We start from the raw sequence: 19852 nt of genomic DNA on the forward strand, positions 1-19852 counted from the left end.
CTAGAGTGGCAAAGCTAGCTAGAGCAGAAACTTAAACCTAGTAAATTCGTTATTATTGAAAATTTTAGTTTACCTATTTACGCCTATTTCAATCATTAAAAATCTACTCTAGCAAGTTTTACCACTCTAGATATTGAGAAGGTCAGCGCCATCGAGGAAATAACCAACAGTTAAAGCCTGACTACACAGAACACCCACCCAGAACAACCCACCACACTCGTAGAGTTTTTCCGTCAATCCCCCTTAGTTGGAATCGCCGAAGAACTCGACTTTAACCGATAGAAAAATGATATTTTATATAATATCACCCCTGTTGAAAATGAAACATTACAAAGAAAACATTCTGAAATTATGACTAAAGTAGAATTTACCATTCCTGTTCATTCTATTAATAATGCCATTAGAGAAGAAGCAGAAACTAAAGCCAAAGAAGCTTATGTGATGACTCTACTTAAATATGGAGAAATTAGCAGTGGTAAGGCTAGTCAATTACTAGGAATTCCTAGACTAGACGTAATAGATTTAATGTCTAAGCATGAAATATCCCTATTTGACGATAGTATGACTTTAGAGGAATTTCAGCAAGAAGTTAATCAAGCAAAAGTGAAATTACAAGGCAATAATCTATGATTGTTGTCTCAGATACAACCCCATTAAGTGAACTTTCTAAAGTTGGTAAATTAGACTTGCTTCAGGCTGTTTTTGGTAGAGTAATAATTCCTCAACAAGTCTATGCAGAATTAACAACGGGGGATCATCCCGCAGTTTTAGCTGTAAAATCAGCCTTATGGCTAGAAGTTCTTTCTATAAGTAATAACCAACTCATTGAACAATTACAATTAGAAACCGACTTGGATTTAGGAGAATGTTCGGCAATTATTTTGGCAGAAGAATTAAAAGCAGATCAACTTTTAATTGATGAAAAAGCTGGGAGAAAAGTTGCTATTAGTAGAGGCTTGCCAATTATTGGTTTAGTTGGAGTGATTATCTTAGCAAAAGAGCAAGGATTGATTGATAATGTCAAGAATATTTTAGATGATTTAATGAGTAAAGGAACAAGAATCAGCCCAAAAATTTATGATTATGCTCTGATTACAGCAAGAGAAATTTAAAACAATCTGACAATGAACCTATCCCCAAGTGACTGGCTAGAAAATATCATCTAGTTACCAGACCGATAAGCCTGACGGCATGGCTACGCTTACCGCCTACAGTAGGACATGAGCTAATGGAGACGCTAGCGCGAACGGCGATCGCATATACGCACTCATCACCATTCATCCCGCAACCACTCTAACCCAATCCTCAAAGCTGCCTCTGCCGTGTAATAAACTAGAGTGGTAAAACTTGCTAGAGTAGATTTTTAATGATTGAAATAGGCGTAAATAGGTAAACTAAAATTTTCAATAATAACGAATTTACTAGGTTTAAGTTTCTGCTCTAGCTAGCTTTGCCACTCTAGGTAATAAATCTTTTGTTCCCCGAATATCCCACCCGTGCGGCTAATGATGCGAAACTGCCAGCAATGCCCTGGCGTGTAAAAAACCATTAGGATACTGCTGTTCACACAGAGTACCGTATAAACTTTCACTTGGGACATTGACTGCTGTTGTAGGTGTGATGATGTATTTTAATTGTCTGGGATTTCTCACTTAATCAACCCCAAATGCCGATGGAATGCTTCAACAGCGTTCGCCACACCATCTTCACCCCTGATTTTCTCACCCAACTCTTGTGCTTTCTTCCGCATCACCTCATCGCCCAGTACGATTTCAATCGCTGCTGCTAAAGTTTTATCTGACAGTTTCTTGTACGGTATCGGCGCAGGGCTGACTCCCAACCGAGTTAGCTTTTCACCCCAAACTGGCTGATCTGCAAAAAAGGGTACAGTAATTGATGGTGTCCCCGCACGTAACACTGCTGCCGTTGTACTAGCTCCTCCGTGATGTACTACTGCTGGCACTTGAGGAAATAACCAATCATGCGGAACTTCCTTGATCACAAACACTCGTAGCGAATCTTTTATATTCACTGTTCTTCCAACGTCGCCCCAGCCTGACAATATAATCCCGCCTTGATGTGTTTTCTTTAAGGCTTCCACGATATAGTGTGTGAGATATTCTGGATTGGGCATTGTCATGCTCCCAAATCCAAAACACAAAGGTAATTGCTTTCGTCCCAAAAAATCCTCTAGTTCCAGAGGTGGCTCATATTCGGAGGCTTGGTCAATAAACCAAAAACCAGTTACATAGACCCATGCAGGCCAGTCACGGGGTCTTGGGATGACGTGCGAACTAAATCCATACAGTACAGGGATTCGTGATACATTTGCCGGAGTCTTCTGTCTGAAGCGTCTGCCGAAATATGGTAGAGACGGCAATTTCAATGTTTCTGTTCTGAAGTGATTGAGCAGTTGACGATATCTTTGCCAGTGCAAAAACTCTACTAGTAAGTAGCTGCCATAATTGATCGCTTTCTTTAGCGGGTTTTTAGTTGTTTGAGCAAATCTCAAAAACCCAAACATCCCTGTGGGAGTCAACGGTAGAACTGATGCAAAAAAGCAAGGTACGCCTAATTTCTCTGCGATATGATATCCCCAGTTGGATAGCGGGGTATAGATAATCACCTCACTTCCCTGACACGCTTGCCAACCTGATTCCAACTGTTGAAGTAAAAGCTTATCTCGTTCTTCTTTTTTCAACTTTTCTCCCGCAATCAATCGCTGCCCTTGTTTGGATTGCAGAAACTCTTCCATATTGCCAGCGATCGGCGCAAACTTTAAATCGAACTGCCTCACAAAAGATGCAAAGTTTTCGTGTGTTGCGACTGTTACCTGATGCCCCGCACGTTTTAACCCAATAGCCAAAGCACAGTATGGTTGCAAGCCTCCTCTTGAACCTACTGTTAGGATCGTAATCTTCAGTTTTCGGCTTGCTGCTATAGGTAGACTTTGGCTCAAATGCTTTTTCCTGCTGAAAACTCCAGTATCCAAAAATTGTACTAATTTCTTGTACCTCTGGGCAATAAACCAATACAGTTTAGATCAGCCTGTTTTTCCTCTCCCTGTTCCCTTACCTTCACAGAGGAACTTTCTTAGCTGAACCACATTGAGCCAATTGCGTAGGCGCAGCCCGTCGTAGACATCGCTTAATACTCTATAAGCTTTAAATTAAACGTTTTCTTGACCAACAATTTCACCAGATTCAGCACTTTAAAACATTCATCAAACTGACGAGAGTTAGCAATTCCCCATATAAATTCACAAGTTAGTCTTCATCTAAGCGTGAGTGCTTTAATGGTTGGGCTTTCTGATAATGTGCATACCTAAAATTTTTAAAGTATTGTTGTTATGGCTCATAGAGAGTGATGTCAACTCTTGATCCAACAGATAAAAGCTACCCATAATACTAACCCAATTGTACAGTCCGTTTTTTGGTCTTTTAAGCGTTATTGTCGCACTCCTTCGATTATTTGCTCCTTTAAGTATTAGAATACCACCAAAATTAAAACTACCCGATGCAATTAATTTGCTGCTATTTACACTAGCCATGATATTGGCAAAGGTGTAGCCTAAAAACTTGAGGCTTCCTGCAATACTGGCAGAATTATTGATATTACCATTAGTTCCTTTACTCAGAGTGACTGTAGCGCCGTTGAAAGCTAAAATGCCAAAATTGAAATTGCTTGTAGCTTGAAATCCGCTCTCGTTCAGGCTGATGCCTAACGCAGTGAATTGTTTTCCTAAGAGAGTAACATCGCCTAAACCAAAAACCTTTTTATTGGTTAAATCAAGTTTAAAACTAGGAACATTGAGCTTTATAATATTGCCGAGGTTAAGAGCTACATTATTAATTGAAACATTTTGAGTGTTAAATGATAATGTGCCACTACCCAAAGATTGATTAAAAGCAATAATATTTGCCGTTCCTGTTGCGCTTTTATTCTTCAAATTAACTGTGAGGTTCGGAATAGTCAAAGTCAAGAAGCCTGCTAAACTCAGCCGAATATTCATCAAATTGACGGTATTTTGAGTAACATCAAACATAATGCCTGCTAGAGTATTCCCAAAAACTGAAATTGTTCCTAAACCACTACCGCTACCAGATTTCATATCGATACTCAGGGCATCAACATCAATACTCAACAGATTCCCTAAACTCAGGTCAAAGTTTTTAAAAGTAGTATTGGTTGGCGTAATTTTAAATTCAACATTCGCAATTTCGTTGTCAAGAATTTCTAGATAACCATCTCCCTGAAGATACTGCTCACTAGGCGTTACCTTTAAAGATAAATCTAAACTATCGTCATCCGTTCCTTTAATTCTCAGAAATCCTAAATCAATTTCCAGAACTTTTAAGGAACCAGAGATATTATTAAAAGTTTTATCTCCTTGAAGGATTAAGATTGCCTCATGACCCCAAGCATTAAGTTTGCCATTAATTTCTAACCCTTCTGATATTGCTTGAGCCGCAATTACTGTCGGGAAAGGAACATACTTAATTAAAGGATTAATTTTTCCGTCTCCATCCCCATCAATTGATTCGATCTTTAAGTTCACTAAGCCTTCTAAAAGCCCTAGTGCTTTGTTAATTAAATCCGTTGAATAACCTACTTGTTTCCTAAGAAAGGAAGCGACTGGCCCACGCCACAAATCTATTAAGCTAATTGCTTGCTTGGAATTTAAAATTAAAGCTAATCTTTCAGGATCATTAGTGTCCATCAGAAAAGCTACCTCAAGGTCTATTTTTTCCCATTTCAAATCACCAATGAAGCCAAAGTTATCAAAGTAAGGAGGTAAATACGTTCCGCCTCCTTGAAACCTGATATTGCGAAGTTCAGTTCCCACCAATCCATAGGGATTAAACCAAGATTTTTCACCTTGTTGACAAAAGTATGCTGTTAAAGATTCGGGTTCTAGAGAGAGACTACCAGAGAGAAATAACTTAGGTTCTTTTTCTTGCGTGGGATCGTAGCCTTGAAGAATTAAATTTCCAGTTAATCCAAAGTTTGGCTCTAAATCAGCACCAATATTTAACCCGATGAGCAAGTTTTTAAAAATCGCCTTAAATTGTTGCTGGGAAAATAGCTGAATCTCGTTTGCAATATTACCTGTTAAGCTAACCTGTCCTGCCGGATTAAAGTTAATTATCGCTCCTAAGCACCCAATTCCTAAGCTTCGATGAATAAAACTGCTCAAATTTGTCTGGAGATTATTGAAATCAATATTTCCAATAAAGTTGAATCCTCTGCTTAAGTTAATACAACCTAATTTTGAATGTATAAAAGAATGCCCAGTATCAGTAATAATTAGCTCTGGTTTGCTTAATTTTAAATCGTTGATAATAGGAAATTTACTAGCTATGTTGCTAAAAATAAAATCTTCATTTAATTTAAATTTTAATGTAGTTTGCTTGCCAAAAAATAATTCAATACCTTGGTTATTTAGTAATCCTTTAAAGCGGAATTCGACTTCTTGAGAAGTTTTATGAATTTTATATTTTGGTGAAGATATTGTAATTTCAGGTTTGCCAAATACTTCAAAAATTATTTTATCGAGTGCCACATTTATATATGAAACTGTACTATGAATGCTAAAAATTTTGTCTAAATTTAGCTGCAAATCATGGTCAAAATCTAAATAATTTCCTGAACTTGAGGAGACTAAGTTTACATCTTCTGACAGTCCAAGTTTTAATTTGATAGCGTTAGGTAAGCTGATTCCTGGTAAATCAATGCTATTAGTCATAAGTGAATTGACGTGAATGTTTTTAACATATTCTTTACCCATATCCAAGCAATTTTATCAACATTGGCGATCGCGATTGCTACCTGCTGCAACCACGCCTCGTTAATTGGGACTGCCACCGACAACCAACGGTTTGCTGGCTGTAGCTAGGGTTGTCCATCTGACTATGAGCGTAATTCTTGGCACATACCGTAGCCATCCAGCTTTGGCATCATTACAGAAAGAACTATCAAATCAGGGGTCAACAAGCGAAAAGCTGACAAAGCTTCTTCACCATCACTAGCTGTAACTACACTGTAGCCAATCATTTCTAGACGCGTCTGTAAAATCCGGCGAATGCTGGCTTCGTCATCAACTACTAAGATTGTGCCTTTCTCACCTGATAAGTTTCTCAACGCTGTTCCTAATGAGCGAGAACTCTTAACCCTTCATTATCTGCTTATTAGGAGTCAAAAGCGCAAAACAGTATTGACGTACAGTCATGAGTCAAGAAGCGATCGCTTAATACTTGCATCTCTGCAACAGATTATGCTAGGGCATCTGCCCGAAAAAGAGATTTATATCCAATTAATAAATTCTTCAGCAAGAGACTCGTATTTTCCATAAATTTGGTGTACCTTGTTAATTCCGTGCAAATTATTTATACCTAACTTCTCCCAAATTTACCCATCCAAATTTTAAGCCAATGAAAACTTCTAATGATACAGATACGAAGAAGATCATCAAAAAATCCGACAAGCTTACCTTGAAACAGATGAAGTTAATCGAAGACGCTGAAGACCAACTTCTTCTTGAAGCTAATACTGTCAAATATACAGCCCCTGTAGTTGAGGAGAAACCTGTAATTACTCCAGAGCCTAGAGTTCCTGACTATATTCCATTGCTTGATAATCCTCCGGTACAATCTGTGGGTAATTCCGGCTGGCAAGTGTCTGATGTCTGGCGGGATATTCGGGTAGATGATTTTTGTGGGTGATACTCCTGATGAACATAGGCAAAAAAGAATACGTTGCTCCTACGGTGTACGTACTGTCACAAACAGGAGTTGCTCTTTGGTAAAGAAGCCTACTAAATAATCAACGATAGCATTAAAGTTGAGTGCGTAGACGCTTAGGCGGCAAGGCGATAGACATTGCAATAGCTCAATGGGTAAACGAAAGAGAAAACATCAGAAGACATCCTTCCCTTGGATAGTAGAAGAAGAAAATCTGTTTATTACAAAGACTGGTAACGAAATAGTTACAGATGCTGGATGGGAGAAAATTTCATTTAAAGAAGCGAGAAAACTATTTAGTCCCGAAACTTTTCAAGAATGGTACGAACTGTTCCTAGAAAATACAGATATAGCGTTTCTCAATCTAGTGAGGTACGTTTTTAAAGCTACTTGTTTTGATATAAAAGGTTCGTGTGTACTTCAGTAGCCTGGGAAACGCGATATCTCGGAAATACTTTCAGAATCTAACGTAGTTTCAAGCGTGCCATTCGGCTCAGATGGTTTGTTCGCAGTTGATCATCCACGGTGTCCCAAACTGATCGGTCAACATGCCTTCACCGCGATGACCAGAACGTTTGCGCGATCGCCATCTTCACCTTGCCGTTTTCTGCTAGAGCGTGAAAAAGCCGTTCTGCCTCAGCGATTTCAGGAACGCTAATTTGTACGTAGAAACCTTGCGGGGTTTCAAAGTATCCTGGTGGGCAGTCAGATCCCATCAGGAGGCGATCATCTAGTTCAAGGCAAGCGTGCATGATTTTGTCTTGCCATTGCGGTGAGACATTTTCGGCGGAAGGTGCTTCTTTGTGTGTCATCATCATAGTCATCTTGCCACCCAGACATTGTTCATAGAACTTGAACGCTGCCTCACAGTTGCCGTTGAACATCAGGTAAGAATTGAGTTTCATTGATTTCTCCTTTTGTAATCGATTCTGCGTTTTGATGAGCGGATCGTTCGCATATAAACATCATTTGCGCGGTTGTTGATGACGTTACTCTTGCTGCTGCGTTTCAAGTTGAGCGCGAATGCGGTCTGACTGCTCCCTTAAGGCGGGTGTCAGGACTTCACCAAAATCCTCTGCCTCGAATACGGGACGAATCTCAATCTCGGAGTCTCCTGGCATAGGGTTAGGGCAGCGCTTTACCCAAGCAACTGCCTCGGACATTGAGTTCACCTGCCACAGCCAGTACCCTGCCACTAGCTCCGGCGCTGGAGTGAAAGGTCCCTGGGTGACGGTGCGATCGGTTCCTGAAAAGTGAACTCGCACCCCTTTTGAGCTAGGATGAAACCCCTCAGCGGCGAGCAAGATACCTGCCTTGGCTAATTCTTCGTTGTACTGCCCCATTTCAGTTAAAAGCTGTTCGCTCGGCATGACCCCAGTTTCAGAGTCTTGGGTTGCTTTGACAAAGACCATGACTTTCATTGTGAAATCTCCTGTTGAATGGTTTTGAGTTAGATTGCGAGGGGTTGGGTGTGCTGATTAGCGCAAAGCGCAACTCCGAAGGAACCGCTAATCAGCAGCGACACGCTTGAGTTCATCAATCTCGATCTTCTTCATTTGCAGCATGGTAGTGGTCACTTTTTGAGAGGTTGCCGCGTCGGGGTGGTTGAGTAACTCAATCAGAATGCGAGGAATAATTTGCCAGGAGATGCCGTATTTGTCTTTGAGCCAGCCGCATTGCTGTGCGGTTTCATCCCCACCGGCAGACAATTTTTGCCAGTAATCGTCCACGTCCGCCTGGGTATCGCAAAAGATTTGGAAGGAAATCGCCTCGTTAAATTTGAAGGTCGGACCACCGTTGAGTGCTGTGAACGGCTGACCATCAAGTTCAAAGCTAACAGTCATGACGGCTCCGGCTGGTTTTCCGTGAATTTCCTGTCCAGCGTCTCCATATCGACTGACGTGGACAATTTTGGAATTGCGAAAAATCGACGTATAAAACTGAGCGGCGGCTTCGGCTTGATCATCAAACCATAAACAGGGAGTGATTTTGGAATTGTTTTGCATGAGGGTTCTCCTTGAGTTCAAGCGGTTAAGGACGGTCAAAAGAGGCAGGGGGGCAGGGAGCAGGGAGCAGGGGGGAGGATTGGAAGGAGCTTGCACTCCCACCAATCAAGAACGCCCTGGAAGGGCGGGGCTTGATACCCATGTTCCGCTCCGCTTCACGGCAACTCTTGGAGACGCTGCGCGAACGGGACAGGGATTGCTCCCCCTGCTCCCTGCCCCCTGCCCCTCCGCCTCTTCGGTCAGGGCTGTGCTGGTAGTCCCGCAACTTCGATGACAGGACGGATTTCGACGGTGCCGACTTTTGCACCTGGGATGCGGGTGGCGATCGCAATGGCTTCATCCAAATCCTGAGCATTAACGAGGAAGAATCCACCCAATTGTTCGCGGGTTTCGGCAAATGGTCCATCGGTCACGAGTGATTTGCCATCACGGACTTGGACACTGGTTGCGGTTGCAACAGGATGGAGTGGAGCCGTCGCTAGAAATTGTCCTTGAGTATGCAAGTGCTGGGCGAGTTGGGCAGATTCCCCATAGCAATGCTCCCGCTCAGTGTCGCTCATGGCGTTTTCGTCCATATAAATCAGCAGCAAATATTTCATTCGGTTGCCTCCTTTGTGATTAAGTCGAACGGGAATTGTCCAAATCGACACCTGAGTGCAAAAATTTTGTCTAGTACAATTGAACTTATCTGCCTTTATCAGTCAGTCGAACGGCAATTGCTCCAATCGACACCTTGCCCAAAATTCTTTATGTCTTTTTATAAAAGGTATGGCTTCAATCCCAAAAATAGATGTGGCTCAAGCAATTGCTGCCCTTTATCGAACTGAATGGGGGCGCATTGTCGCTATTCTGATTCGGCTGGTCGGAGATTTTGATGTAGCTGAAGAAGCTGCACAGGCAGCATTTACAGCGGCAGTGAATCAGTGGGAAAGCGACGGTATTCCTGATCGTCCCCGTGCCTGGATTATCCGAACTGCCCGGTACAAGGCGATCGATCGCCTCCGACGACGCACGAAACTGACCGAAAAACTGGAGTGGTATGCGGCATCTGGCTTAATTCCATCCACTGAAGAACCAACCTATGACAGTGATGAAATTGGAGACGATCGCCTGCGATTAATCTTTACCTGCTGTCACCCGGCACTGGCAACGGAAACTCAAGTAGCGTTGACCCTCCGAATGTTGGGTGGACTGGAAACCGACGAAATTGCCCGCGCCTTTCTTATACCGACTCCAACAATGGCACAGCGGTTAGTTCGTGCTAAACGCAAAATTCGAGACGCAGGCATTCCTTACAAAGTACCTGAGACGACTGATCTCGCTCCCCGGATAGAGGCAGTCCTGACAGTCATTTATCTCATCTTCAACGAAGGCTATGCTGCAACCAAAGGAGATGCGCTCGTGCGGGCTGACCTCTGCATCAAAGCGATTCGCTTGGGGCAACTGGTGCGGCAATTGCTGGCACCCCAACCCCCATCTGAAGTCACAGCACTGGTGGCGCTGATGTTATTGCACGATTCGCGGCGCAATGGGCGTCTAGATGAGGCAGGCGATTTGATTTTACTAGAAGATCAGGATCGCAGTCGTTGGAACCATCTACAGATTGCTGAGGCGTTACCTCTGGTAGAGGAAGCGTTGCTCTTTGGAACCGGAGTGTATGCCCTGCAAGCGGCGATCGCCGCCCTCCATTGTCAGGCAACCCGCGCCGAAGAAACAGACTGGGCCCAGATCGTGCGGCTCTATGAGGTGTTGGAACACTTGCAGCCCTCACCCATTGTTACCTTGAACCGAGCAGTAGCGATCGCAATGGCAGACAGTCCTCAAGCCGCATTTGGACTGATTGATCGCCTTGCTCCAGAACTGGACAGCTATCATCTCTTTCATGCCACCCGTGCAGATTTATTCCGGCGTATTGGAGCATTAGAGGAAGCGACCCAGAGCTATACACGGGCACTAGAATTAGTGACAAATGACAGTGAGCGTCGTTTTCTGGAACGTCGGTTGCGCGAAGTTAAACCTAACATTCAGTCCGGCTAAGGGTTTACAACAGTTTAAAGCGCCAGGCATTCATGATGCCGTGGAAAAAGAAATGAAAAATCTTCTAACAGGGTGAACTTGTAACTTAACAAAAGGCAAAAGAAGACAAGTCGGCTTAGTACTAAAGTACTGTTATAATCCAATCGTTTCATCAAGTTGTGTTAGGGTGCAGCAAATCACCAATCGGCTCTCTGGCACATCCACATCCACCTCAACTGATAGAGGATTCCGACATGGATAAAAATCCCAGCATTCTCTCGCACGTTTCGATTGGTACTAATGATTTTAAACGAGCGATCGCCATTTGTCGTAGTGCGGTTCCTGCGGCGGCGGAGCGTCTCCAAGAGTTGCCATCGCTCTGTGAATATAGGTTTTGAAAGCATAACGTATTTAAAGTATTATTTTATACTTAAAATACTGAGATATGTCACTGTAACCATAAGTTTGCCGCTTTTGAAAGCATAACCTTGCCACAGGACAAGCGCAAAGGCTTAATTTAACGTTCCGCGATGCCTACGGCGGCAAGCTACGCAGTCAAAGCATTTGGTTTTGAAACCAAAAAGTTGCCGAAAGTCTAAAAATAAAGCATAAACGTGCCGAAAGTTCAGGGATTATGCACCCTCAAATACTTGAATTAGCAAGATTGTCTCTTAAAAACCCCAAAAATTCAAGCTGTCGTAAGTCCATTTGAAAGCATAAACGTGACACCCCGGCAAACTTATGGTTACAGTCACACTTTTTTATTCTTCTACAGCTGGAGAAAAGGTATTAATCGGAGTTAATGTCGGATAAAAGATAAGGGTAGCTCATTCTGCGTCAGCTTCTTTGATCTTTAAGAAGGCTCTAGCCTTAGCCATTCTGACAATATGCTCTAAATATTGATACCCCTGCCATTGCTGCTCTTCTGTTGCGGTTAAACCTACCGTCCGATTTTTTTCTACCAGAGTGTTAATTTGAGCTTGCAGGGATTCAGAGGGACGCAGGGCAATAATGGCTTCAGCAGTGGGTAGGCTTGCCAGAAATTCTACGACTTCAGCCATACCTGAAAATCCTGACTGAGCGATCGCATTCAGTTCTCGTAACCCCAACTCTAGGATTTGAGGCAGTTTGTCTGCAAAGGGTTGAAGCTGATTGACAACTTCATCAGGTAAGTCAAATGTAACTTGCATAGACGTTTGCTTTTACTACAAGGATACACTTTCTGGATTTTAGCTGACAGAATATTCCACAATTAAATCAATCGGATACCGCGTACCTTTGGTCGGCGTAGCCATCGCAATTGTAATTAATCGTTTGGTTCTAAAAGCTTGCCCAGAGCTTCAACGGACTGCCGCCAGCCGCTTTCCATGCCGCTGGCAACCATGCCGTCACGGTCTGACTGGCTCATTGCTGTGCTATGGGTACGAATCTCAGTTGTATGTTCGTCAATTGCGACAAACTCAGCTTTTTCCAGCATGACATGCCCACGTTCCGGCATCCCCAAGAATTCAAATGTCTGCACGATTCGTTTATCTAGAGCGACTTCATGAAAACAGCCAGTAAACTCATACTCGTTACCATCTTCTGATTGTTCAGCAATGTGCCAACTGCCGCCGTCTTGACAATCGAAGTGATACACTTTCATTGGATTACCGCGACACCACCAACTAGCAAACAGTTCCTCTTTGGTATATGCTTCAAATACCTTTTCCAACGAAGCCTTGATTGTGACAGTACCGAAGATATTTTGTGAATTTTCTGGAACTGTTACTGTCAGATTTGCCATACTACCCTCCTGCTACTTTGTTATCGATCTTCTAGTAGTTTTTCCAGAGCATCAAAGCGGGCACTCCAGATTTTTTCATACTCGCCCAGATATGCTGCGGCTACTTTGAGAGTTTTCGGCTGAATCTGAATAACTTTCTCCTTACCACTTCGACGCTTGGTAATCAGTCCGGCTTTCTCCAACACACTGATGTGCTTTGCGATCGCTGCAAAAGACATCGCATAGGGTTGTGCTAATTCGCCGATAGTATGTTCTGCTGTTGATACCCGCTTCAGAATGTCTCGCCGCGTCACATCAGCCAAAGCAGCAAAAATTTTATCAAGGGCTACATTTGATTCAACCATATAGTTGAATGATATCCAAAGATACAGATCGTGTCAAGTGACAACGCGGCCAACTTTTACCTTCTGTCTTGGGCAAATTCTACCTGAAGTCACATACAATTTTGGGTGTTACTTCCACTGTGCTTCCAGGCGATCGCGCAAGATTATGGTGAATAACCCTGAACTAAATAACTTACCTCCGATTAAACTCATTGCTCTTGACGCTGAAACGGCATCACTCTCTGGGCGCACGGCTAGTACAAGACCACCAACCGATATTCGGTGGGTAAAAGTTCTGGAATTTTTACGCAGCAACAATCTCGCACCCAACAGCCGCAAGCTTTACGAACGCGAACTGAAGCGGTTTTTGGCGTGGAGTGAGCTGCACTATCATGAGCTACGCCCACGTCACCTTGCACTATATAAAGAGTACCTGCGGGATGAACTGCGGACTGATGTTGGTAAACCACTTTCAAAAAGCAGCATTAATGCCTCAATTGCGGCACTCAAAAGCTTTTTCAAATGGATGTGTTACACGTATCCTGAAATTATTTCTACCTTACCCACACTGGGGATAAAACTAGAAAAAGTGCCACTGCCACCAGCCCAAAGTTTGACCCCTGAAGAAATGGAGCGGGTTTGGTCAGCTTTGGAATTGCTCCAAGAAACAAAGCAACGAGATACAGCACTCGTTCACATCCTTAGTCATGGACTCCGGGCTGGGGAAGTTGTGCAGCTAAATGTTGGCTCATTTGATGGCAAGCTGCTATTTTTACCAGACACCAAAACCAATGAACCACGCTTAGTTCCACTGCGAAAAGAGAGCCGGGAAATTTTAGCAGAGTATTTGCAATTGCGCGAACAGCAAGGAGAGGTGTTAAACAGCGACTCCCCACTGATGATTTCACACCATGCTTCATACAAAGGTGAACGCTTGAGTTATCACGGTATTTACTTTGCTGTGGAAAAAATCGGTGAAATAGCTCACATTGAGGACTTACATCCTCACTCCTTTCGTCATACTTATGCTACTGACTTATTGCTATTGGGAGTTGACCCCAGCCATGCACGAAAATTAACAGGGCATCAAAGCGAGAAAGCGTTTCGGCGGTATACGCTTCGCAGCGAGCAAGAAGCTGCGATCGCTGCTTACTATCGCGCGATTGGCGAAGAAGTGGAGTAAGGTATGCCAAAGCCACTTGATCCCAAATGCCAGCTATGCTCCAAATTACCAACAACTCAAGCAAAACTACTACATGGGCCACAAGGGGATGGGTGTTGGAATCCAAAAGTCTGCCACAATCGCCGCTCATTTTATCGCCACCGGAGTGAAAGTCATTCAGCAGAAATTGATGCGATGGGCTACGCCCGACCGGAGGTCATCGCAGTCGAACCACCAGCAACATATTTTGCAGTGCTGTATTTGTATAAAGAATCAGGGGATAAGCCATTGCACGCTATGTCGGCAGAACTCTGGCTGGGTCAAAAACCAATTTGCCGCCTGGAACCAATTCACTGTTTTGGGCTAACGGCTGGCAAGATCCGTGCCTATACAGATCAGGTGTTGCAGGCTTTTGCATCTCAATATAGTGTTTCACTATATCAATATAAGGATATGTTTGAGATTGCCTCAAGCTACTGCCCAGTACGACCCTGCCCGTTGCATCCAGAATCCTAGAGATGACCGAATAATTCGTAATTCGTAATTCGTAATTCGTAATTCGTAATTAATTAGGAGTTAATTAATAATTAAATCATTGAGGGTACAAGCCCCTAACTTCAGTTATGAAGAAAGAGAAAACGCGTAGCAACTTTATTCAAGCCCCCGGATTTATCCGTAAGGCAATAATTACGAATTACGAATTAGAAATTACGAATTATTATGACCACATACCGCCAATTAACAATCTGGGATGTGCTTGATGAGTTGTCCGAATCTCCACCAACTTCTTCCCTTGATGCAGTATGGCAGTGCTTGGATACAGAACTGCATGATTTACCTATTGAAACCCAATTATCAACCGCAGGTATTGCCTTCAGTCAAATTGCGGATATTCTCAAGTCTCGTGCCGAAGTGCTGTTGCAAGATACCCGCGATCTCAATAACCCAAAGGGGCCAATTGTTAGCACCGATCTCTTTGCTGGTTTAGTGCGGACAACAATGCACCTAGATTTAGATGATTTGATTGAACCACAAACACCACAAACCTTTAAACCACACGGCCCACACCAATTTTCATCTCCTAACCAGGAGGGTGATTCTGTAGTAGCACCTGTTGAAAAAGCGAATGTTTTGGCAATGCTCGATGAGGTGACAACTTTAGAAGATGTCCGCAATTTGGCATCAGATGAGGATGTCCAAAAATGGCAGAGCGCAATCGCTAACTACCTGATAAATGTCAAAGATGAGATTTCTTTAGTTAAACTGCAATGTGTGTTGCAAATGCCGATGGTAGAAGTATGGTTGGGATTATTGCTGGGTGGGTTTACACTAGAACAGCGTGGTGATTTTTATCACAATCAAAATGTCTGGGTGAAAACCTCTCTAACTTCGGCCATCTTCAACGGCATTGTACAGCATTCATAAGTCGGAAGTTGGAGGTAATTCACTTCCCAATACTACTTGGTTAAAAATTGGGTTTGAGCAAAAGGAGTAGAAAGCTCAATCTATAAGGTCATTAGTTCTTCAAAGCTAAACTCTTATCGAAGCATTGACAACAAGATGACCTGAGAAAAAGTTTCCACAAATTCCACCACAACTGTTTGCAATTCACTTATGAGCCAGTATATTTACAGTAGTCTCACAGATGATGAAGAACTTAATTTTTCTGAGGAAGCAGAGGTTTTCGTTTTTCCCACTTCTTTCGCCCAGCAGCGATTGTGGTTTCTCGATCAGTTAGCACCGGGGAATCCATTTTACAACGTGTCAACAGCACTTCACCTGACAGGTTCCCTTAACTTCACCGCCTTAAAGCAGACATTCAACGAAATTGTACGTCGTCACGAAACGTTACGTACTAGGTTTGTTATGGTAGAGCAGCAACCAGTACAGGCGATTTCACCTAGCTTAACCATACCTCTTCCCTTAATAGACCTACGCAATTTCGACAGCCCAGAACGCAGCACACGAATGCAGCAAATCGTAACCCAAGAGGCTCAACATCCTTTCAATCTCACCACTGGGCCATTACTGCGAGTAAAGCTGCTGCAACTGGATGAAGCAGAATATCTGCTGCTGCTAAATATACATCACATAGTTGCCGATGGCTGGTCAATTGGAGTGCTAATTAAAGAATTGGGGGTATTATACAAAGCCTTGGCAGGGGATAAGCGATGTCTGACAACTACCGACTCCGTATCTAGGCTCCTACCAGAACTACCCATTCAATATGCAGATTTCGCTCAATGGCAACGGGAGTGGCTACAAGGAGTGGCAGCAAACGGCACCTCACCCCTACAAAGCCAGTTAGTTTATTGGCAAAAGCAATTAAACGGGATTTCGGTATTGAATCTCCCTACCGACCGACTAAGATCAGCAGTTCCTAGCTACAGGGGTGCAAAACAATTTTTAGAGCTACCACACTCCTTAACTCAAGCGCTAGAGGCACTAAGTTACCAAGAAGGCGTTACCTTGTTCATGACAATGCTGGCAGCGTTTCAGACTTTGCTCTATCGCTACACGCAGCAAGAGGATATTGCAGTTGGTTCACCTATTGCTAATCGCAATCGTAGCGAACTAGAAGGATTAATTGGTTTTTTTGTCAATAGCTTGGTGTTACGTACAGATTTCTCAGGCAAGGTGACGTTTCGAGAATTGTTGAATCGAGTGCGAGAGATAACTTTAGAAGCATACAGTCATCAGGACTTGCCTTTTGAAAAGTTGGTGGAGGAACTTCACCCAGAGCGAGATTTGAGCTATCATCCTTTTTTTCAGGTTGTATTTAGCCTACAAAACACTCCTATCGAAACTCTAGAGTTATCTGGGTTAACGCTTTCGCTATTTGAATTCGATAGCAAAACTGCAAAACTTGATTTAGAATTCCATTTGTGGCAAGACTTGGAAAGTTTGAAAGGACAAATGGTTTATAGCACCGATTTATTTGATGACAAGTCTATTACGCGAATGCTGGGACATTTCCAAACGCTGCTAGAAAGCATTGTTGCCAATCCAGAACAGCGGATTTCAGATTTGTCTTTGCTTACTGGGCAAGAACGACAAGAGTTATTAATTGATTGGAATGACACTAAACGAGACTATCCAGAGAACAAGTGTTTTCATCAGTTATTTGAAGCACAAGTGCAGGAAACTCCCGATGCGATTGCGTTAAACGCACGCTCCGCGAACGCACTAGTCTTTGACGATGAACAACTCAGCTACAAAGAGTTGAATATACGCAGCAACCAACTTGCACATTATCTGAAAAAATTGGGGGTAGTCCCTGACGTTTTAGTAGGTATTTGCGTAGAGCGTTCCCCAGAAGCGATCGTCGCCCTATTAGGCATTCTCAAAGCAGGTGGAGCATACCTGCCTTTAGATCCCAGCCTACCTCAAGAGCGTCTTAAGTTCATCCTAGAAGATGCACAAGTTTCAATATTGCTCACTCATTGCTCTTTAGCCCCCCTTAAAAAGGGGGATTGGGGGGATCTCTTGTCTATAGTTTACATAGATGAAGATTGGGCAACTATTACACAACACAGTCAAGAAAACCCAACTAGCTGCGTAACATTTGACAACCTAGCTTATGTTATCTACACCTCTGGCTCAACAGGAAAACCTAAAGGTGTTTTGCTTCAACATCGAGGATTGTCAAACTTAGCGGCATCTCAGATTGAGGTTTTCAACATACAACCGATTAACCGTATTCTGCAATTCGCATCATTAAGTTTTGATGCCTCAATTTTTGAGATTGTCATGGCACTGCAAACAGGAGCAACTCTTTATTTAGCAAACAAAGAATCCCTTCTACCCGGACAACCTTTGCTCAATTTATTGCGCGAAAAAGCTATTACTCACGTCACCCTTCCGCCAGCAGTATTAGCAGTCCTACCTACAGAATCACTGCCGGCATTGCAAACTATTATCTGTGCAGGCGAATCCTGTACCGATGACATTGTAAAACGTTGGTGGAACTCTCAGCGTCGGTTTTTTAATGCTTACGGCCCTACTGAAGCAACAGTTTGGTCAACCGTTGCAGAGATTAGTACTATGAGTGAAAAGCCGCCCATTGGTCGCCCTATTGCTAATACTCAAATTTATATATTAGATAAGTATTTACAACCTTTACCAATTGGAATTATTGGCGAATTATACATAAGTGGTGAGGGATTGGCACAAGGCTATCTTAATCGCCCTGAATTAACTATTGAAAAGTTTATTCCCAATCCTTTTAGTGATAAAAAGGGAGCGCGACTTTACAAGACAGGTGATTTAGCTCGGTATCGAACGGATGGTAATATTGAATTTTTAGGACGCATCGATAATCAAGTAAAAATTCGTGGATTCCGCATTGAGTTGTTAGAAATTGAGACAGTCCTGAGTCAGCATCAGAGTGTGCAAAAAGCAGTAGTAATTGTTAAAGAAAACGTATCTGGTGATAAGTACTTGGTGGCTTATATTGTTCCCAATATAGAGACGCAAAATTTTACGTCTCTACTACGTAAATTCTTAAAAGAAAAATTGCCAGAATACATGATCCCAAAAGCTTTTGTCATCCTGGATTCTCTGCCGCTAACAGTTAATGGCAAAGTAGATCGTTATGTGCTAACAGCACTCAACACTCCAACTAGCCACTCAATGGATAAAGCATTTATCGCTCCTCGGACTGCAACCGAGTCAACCTTAGCAAAAATTTGGGCTGAAGTGCTTAATATTGAAGGTGTGGGTATTTACGATAACTTCTTCGACTTGGGAGGAAATTCGCTGTTAACCGTACAGCTTATGAAGCAAATATACAAGCACTTTGAGCGCGAATTGCCGCTATCTAGCTTATTTTTAAATCCAACAATTGAAAGTTTAGCAACTGCTCTATCTTCAAAAGCAGATTCTCTCCCGTGGTCGCCCTTAGTTCCGATTCAACCTGCTGGTTCAAGCCCAGCTTTATTCTGCGTGCATCCAATTTTTGGTGTTGTTTTCCCTTATTACGAATTAGCTCAGAATTTGGGAAAAAATCAACCATTTTATGGGCTACAACCCATTGGACTTGACGGAAAAAGTTCTCCATTAACTCGCATTGAGGATATGGCTACCCACTACATTGAAGCATTGCGTACAGTGCAGCCTAAAGGCCCTTATTTTTTAGGAGGTTGGTCTTTTGGAGGTTGGGTTGCTTTTGAAATGGCTCAACAACTCCAAAACTCTGGGGAAGAAGTGGCTTTACTTGCTGTGCTTGACACTTTAGCACCAATTCCAGGCAATATACCTTCTTTGGGTAGTGGTTTCAAGTTTATGCTGACGACAGTGGCGCGATATATATGGCCCTTTTTCCTCGATTATTTTTATCTAATTATTGCGATCGCTAAGAATCGAATTAATAGTTTAACTTCTGGGTTGACTAATTTTAATATAATTGTACAAAATTCTGTTTGGGAGTCGCTAACGCGAACGCTCCAAACAAATCTGTTCTCTCACTTCATCCTAAAAGAGGATGCCACAGTCAACATTATACCGGAAGAATCCAAGTTAAGACTTTTAAGCGAGTTAGCAATTCGCCCAATGCTTCGTGTTTTTTATGCCAATAGCCAAGCAGTCCTTAACTACGTTCCGCAAGCCTACCCTAAACGAATTAATCTTTTCAGAACAAAGGTTGAATCAAGCATTGCCAAGGAAGATCCGAGTCTGGGTTGGGATCAGCTAACTGTAGGAGGAACGGAAATTCATCATATTCCTGGCAATCACCTAACTATGCTAAGAAAACCCCATATCCAAATTCTCGCCGCACAGCTAAGAGCTTGTATTGAGAAAGCACAGAATTTAAAATAAGG

General features: G+C 42.8%; 22 protein-coding genes and 1 pseudogene. 11 read left to right on the top strand and 12 right to left on the bottom strand.

From position 1 onward, the window contains the following. Nucleotides 1-351: 351 nt before the first annotated feature. Both HWQ36_RS00905 and HWQ36_RS00910 read left to right on the top strand, forming a co-directional pair. Entirely contained in the window at nt 352-630 is a 279-nt protein-coding gene (locus tag HWQ36_RS00905; protein ID WP_292697128.1) for a UPF0175 family protein, read from the top strand. Further along, nucleotides 627-1112 (top strand): DUF3368 domain-containing protein, encoded by a 486-nt coding sequence (locus HWQ36_RS00910; RefSeq protein WP_190965449.1) that lies wholly within the window; start codon nt 627-629, stop codon nt 1110-1112. Before HWQ36_RS00905 ends, HWQ36_RS00910 begins: the two co-directional genes overlap by 4 nt. A 46-nt stretch (nt 1113-1158) precedes the next feature. On the opposite strand, the gene HWQ36_RS00915 is transcribed toward HWQ36_RS00910, so the two are convergent. From HWQ36_RS00915 to HWQ36_RS00930, 4 genes are all read right to left on the bottom strand, one after another. Beyond that, nucleotides 1159-1281, bottom strand: a complete 123-nt coding sequence (locus tag HWQ36_RS00915; protein ID WP_292697131.1) for a hypothetical protein — start codon at nt 1279-1281, stop codon at nt 1159-1161. Nucleotides 1282-1502: 221 nt separating this feature from the next. Then, nucleotides 1503-1652 (bottom strand): hypothetical protein, encoded by a 150-nt coding sequence (locus HWQ36_RS00920; RefSeq protein ID WP_292697189.1) that lies wholly within the window; start codon nt 1650-1652, stop codon nt 1503-1505. Then, a complete protein-coding gene (locus HWQ36_RS00925; protein ID WP_366828149.1) occupies nt 1649-2992 on the bottom strand; it encodes a glycosyltransferase in 1344 nt (447 codons plus the stop codon). Before HWQ36_RS00925 ends, HWQ36_RS00920 begins: the two co-directional genes overlap by 4 nt. A 300-nt stretch (nt 2993-3292) precedes the next feature. Further along, nucleotides 3293-5746 carry a hypothetical protein gene (locus HWQ36_RS00930; RefSeq protein ID WP_292697135.1) on the bottom strand — a complete coding sequence of 818 codons (2454 nt, stop codon included), beginning with the start codon at nt 5744-5746 and terminating at the stop codon, nt 3293-3295. A gap of 12 nt (nt 5747-5758) precedes the next feature. Between HWQ36_RS00930 and HWQ36_RS00935 the strand changes: the two genes are divergently transcribed. Then, nucleotides 5759-5896 carry a hypothetical protein gene (locus HWQ36_RS00935; protein WP_292697137.1) on the top strand — a complete coding sequence of 46 codons (138 nt, stop codon included), beginning with the start codon at nt 5759-5761 and terminating at the stop codon, nt 5894-5896. Between the two features lie 17 nt (nt 5897-5913). Here HWQ36_RS00935 and HWQ36_RS00940 read toward each other — a convergent pair. Beyond that, a pseudogene (locus HWQ36_RS00940) lies at nt 5914-6141 on the bottom strand (response regulator); the annotation flags it as partial. Nucleotides 6142-6431: 290 nt separating this feature from the next. Between HWQ36_RS00940 and HWQ36_RS00945 the strand changes: the two are divergent. Then, on the top strand, nt 6432-6722 hold the full coding sequence (locus HWQ36_RS00945) for a hypothetical protein (protein WP_292697139.1): 291 nt from the start codon (nt 6432-6434) through the stop codon (nt 6720-6722). Nucleotides 6723-6891: 169 nt separating this feature from the next. Further along, complete coding sequence (locus HWQ36_RS00950) at nt 6892-7167, top strand: hypothetical protein (RefSeq protein ID WP_292697141.1); 276 nt, start codon at nt 6892-6894, stop codon at nt 7165-7167. 127 nt (nt 7168-7294) lie between these two features. Here the strand turns inward: HWQ36_RS00950 and HWQ36_RS00955 are convergent, their stop codons facing one another. From HWQ36_RS00955 to HWQ36_RS00970, 4 genes are all read right to left on the bottom strand, one after another. Continuing rightward, the gene (locus HWQ36_RS00955) at nt 7295-7645 is read right to left on the bottom strand and encodes a VOC family protein (protein WP_366828152.1); all 351 of its coding nucleotides are present in this window, start codon (nt 7643-7645) and stop codon (nt 7295-7297) included. 84 nt (nt 7646-7729) lie between these two features. After that, nucleotides 7730-8161 carry a YciI family protein gene (locus HWQ36_RS00960; protein ID WP_292697143.1) on the bottom strand — a complete coding sequence of 144 codons (432 nt, stop codon included), beginning with the start codon at nt 8159-8161 and terminating at the stop codon, nt 7730-7732. A gap of 87 nt (nt 8162-8248) precedes the next feature. Next, complete coding sequence (locus tag HWQ36_RS00965) at nt 8249-8746, bottom strand: VOC family protein (protein ID WP_292697145.1); 498 nt, start codon at nt 8744-8746, stop codon at nt 8249-8251. A gap of 239 nt (nt 8747-8985) precedes the next feature. After that, nucleotides 8986-9396, bottom strand: a complete 411-nt coding sequence (locus HWQ36_RS00970) for a YciI family protein (RefSeq protein WP_292697147.1) — start codon at nt 9394-9396, stop codon at nt 8986-8988. Nucleotides 9397-9514: 118 nt separating this feature from the next. On the opposite strand from HWQ36_RS00970, the gene HWQ36_RS00975 reads away from it, so the two are divergent. Next, a complete protein-coding gene (locus HWQ36_RS00975) occupies nt 9515-10783 on the top strand; it encodes an RNA polymerase sigma factor (RefSeq protein WP_292697149.1) in 1269 nt (422 codons plus the stop codon). Between the two features lie 233 nt (nt 10784-11016). After that, nucleotides 11017-11160, top strand: coding sequence for a hypothetical protein (locus HWQ36_RS00980; RefSeq protein ID WP_292697151.1), 144 nt, complete (start codon nt 11017-11019; stop codon nt 11158-11160). Between the two features lie 429 nt (nt 11161-11589). On the opposite strand, the gene HWQ36_RS00985 is transcribed toward HWQ36_RS00980, so the two are convergent. The 3 genes from HWQ36_RS00985 to HWQ36_RS00995 form a co-directional block, all read right to left on the bottom strand. Then, nucleotides 11590-11952 (bottom strand): hypothetical protein, encoded by a 363-nt coding sequence (locus tag HWQ36_RS00985; RefSeq protein WP_292697153.1) that lies wholly within the window; start codon nt 11950-11952, stop codon nt 11590-11592. Between the two features lie 116 nt (nt 11953-12068). Next, nucleotides 12069-12548, bottom strand: coding sequence for an SRPBCC domain-containing protein (locus tag HWQ36_RS00990; RefSeq protein WP_292697155.1), 480 nt, complete (start codon nt 12546-12548; stop codon nt 12069-12071). A gap of 20 nt (nt 12549-12568) precedes the next feature. Then, nucleotides 12569-12892, bottom strand: coding sequence for a metalloregulator ArsR/SmtB family transcription factor (locus HWQ36_RS00995; protein WP_109013061.1), 324 nt, complete (start codon nt 12890-12892; stop codon nt 12569-12571). Between the two features lie 145 nt (nt 12893-13037). Between HWQ36_RS00995 and HWQ36_RS01000 the strand changes: the two genes are divergently transcribed. The 4 genes from HWQ36_RS01000 (at nt 13038) to HWQ36_RS01015 (ending at nt 19850) form a co-directional block, all read left to right on the top strand. Next, entirely contained in the window at nt 13038-14054 is a 1017-nt protein-coding gene (locus HWQ36_RS01000; protein ID WP_292697185.1) for a site-specific integrase, read from the top strand. Nucleotides 14055-14057: 3 nt separating this feature from the next. Then, nucleotides 14058-14549 carry a hypothetical protein gene (locus tag HWQ36_RS01005; RefSeq protein WP_292697164.1) on the top strand — a complete coding sequence of 164 codons (492 nt, stop codon included), beginning with the start codon at nt 14058-14060 and terminating at the stop codon, nt 14547-14549. Between the two features lie 204 nt (nt 14550-14753). Beyond that, entirely contained in the window at nt 14754-15458 is a 705-nt protein-coding gene (locus HWQ36_RS01010; RefSeq protein WP_292697166.1) for a hypothetical protein, read from the top strand. Nucleotides 15459-15647: 189 nt separating this feature from the next. Then, on the top strand, nt 15648-19850 hold the full coding sequence (locus HWQ36_RS01015; RefSeq protein ID WP_292697168.1) for an amino acid adenylation domain-containing protein: 4203 nt from the start codon (nt 15648-15650) through the stop codon (nt 19848-19850). Nucleotides 19851-19852 lie beyond the last annotated feature (2 nt).

This window comes from Nostoc sp. NMS2 (assembly GCF_017115105.1).
GTDB lineage: Bacteria > Cyanobacteriota > Cyanobacteriia > Cyanobacteriales > Nostocaceae > Nostoc.